Here is a 1,883-nt window from a genome sequence, read left to right on the forward strand (position 1 = left end):
GTTCAGCAGAATTCCAAATTGACGCGCCGAAATATGGCTGGCTAGAGTCCGCGTCATCGGCGCACCGGCCAGGCGGTGCGCGAACCCGGAGTTCCCCATGTCGTTTCTCACGCTTACGGATCTGACGAAAACCTTCGGCGAGCTCACCGCCGTCGCGGACGTCAACCTGTCGGTCGAACAAGGCGAATTCGTGTCGCTGCTCGGGCCGTCCGGCTGTGGCAAGACGACCACGCTGCAGATGATCGCCGGCTTCGTCGACGTCACGCACGGCCGCATCGCGCTCGACGGGCAGGACATCACGCACCTGAAGCCGAACCGCCGCGGGCTCGGCATCGTGTTCCAGAGCTATGCGCTGTTTCCGCACATGAGCGTCGCGGAGAACGTCGGCTTCGGCCTCGACATGCGCGGCGTCGACAAGGCCGAGCGCGCGGAGCGCATCCGCGCGGCGCTGGCGCTCGTGCGGCTCGATGCGCTCGCGCACCGCTTTCCGCGCGAGCTGTCGGGCGGCCAACGGCAGCGCGTGGCGATAGCGCGCGCGGTGGTGATCGAGCCGCCGGTGCTGCTGCTCGACGAGCCGATGTCGAACCTCGACGCGAAGCTGCGCGAGGACATGCAGTTCGAGTTGCGCGCAATCCAGCGCAAGATCGGCACGACGACGATCATGGTCACGCACGATCAGTCGGAAGCGCTGTCGATCAGCGACCGCGTGGTCGTGATGGAAGCCGGCCGCATCACGCAGACCGATACGCCGTACCGCGCGTACGAACGCCCGGAGAATCATTTCGTGTCGCAGTTCATCGGCAAGGCGAACCTGCTGCCCGGCACGATCGTCGCGCACGACGGCGACGCGATCCGCATCGATCTCGGGCACGATCTCGCCGAGACCGGCCGCACGGCGCACCTGCCGCCACGCGAACGCGACATGCGCGTGGGCGATGCGGTGTCGGTCTGCATCCGCCCCGAGAAGCTCCGGCTGTGCGCGCCCGACGCCGGCCGTTTCGCCGCGACCGTCACGAGCCGCTTCTTCCTCGGCAGCCAGTGGCTGTACCGCGTCGACAGCGCGCTCGGCGAAGTGCTCGTGTGCTGCCAGAACGAAGGCACGGAGCCGCTCGCGGAAGGTGCGCCGGTCGGCATCGACTGGCACAGCGACGCCGTGCGCGTGATGCGCCGGGAGGCCTGAATGGGACAGCCTTCCCGCCCGCTCTCGACCGACGGCGCGCCAGCCGGGCTCGCGGCCTCCCCGGCCGCCGTCGACGCAATGTCGCCGCGCGCCGTCGGCGGCAACGCGCCGCGCGCGCGTTGGCGCGCGTACGCGCCGCTGTGGCTGATGTGCGCACCGGCCTTCGCGCTGTTCGCCGCGCTCGTGCTCGTGCCGCTCGCGATGACGTTCGTGCTGACGTTCTACCGCTTCGACCCGGCCACCGGCCCGATCGCCGCGTTCCAGTTCGGCAACTACGCGGAAGTGCTCGGCTCGTCGTACTTCCACACGATCTTCGCGCGCACGTTCGGCATCGCCGCGCTGACGACCGCGATCTGCGTCGCGATCGGCACGCCGGAAGCGTACGTGCTGTCGAAGATGCGCGACCCGTGGCGTTCGTTGTTCCTGCTCGCGATCCTCGCGCCGCTGCTCGTGTCGGTGGTCGTGCGCGCGTTCGGCTGGAGCATGCTGCTGAACACCAGCGGCCTCGTGAACCAGGCGCTCGCGCTCGTCGGCCTCGGGCCGTACAAGCTCGAATACACGACGTTCGCGATCGTGATCGCGCTGGTGCACGTGATGCTGCCGTTCATGGTGATTCCGGTGTGGACCGCGCTGCAGCGGCTCGATCCGCAGACGGAACACGCGGCGCTGTCGCTCGGCGCATCGCCGTTCACGACGCTGCGCC

At 68.8% G+C, this 1,883-nt stretch carries 2 protein-coding genes; both read left to right on the forward strand.

Translation table 11 applies throughout. From position 1 onward, the window contains the following. Positions 1-97 precede the first annotated feature (97 nt). Entirely contained in the window at positions 98-1,180 is a 1,083-nt protein-coding gene (locus JMF90_RS35260) for an ABC transporter ATP-binding protein (RefSeq protein ID WP_011548363.1), read from the forward strand. After that, positions 1,181-1,883 (forward strand): ABC transporter permease (locus tag JMF90_RS35265; RefSeq protein WP_201326180.1); only part of this gene is annotated, 703 nt, incomplete at its 3' end. It abuts the gene before it with no gap.

The sequence above is a fragment of the Burkholderia sp. E168m23 genome (genome assembly GCF_016586125.1).
GTDB classification, from domain to species: Bacteria; Pseudomonadota; Gammaproteobacteria; order Burkholderiales; family Burkholderiaceae; genus Burkholderia; species Burkholderia orbicola.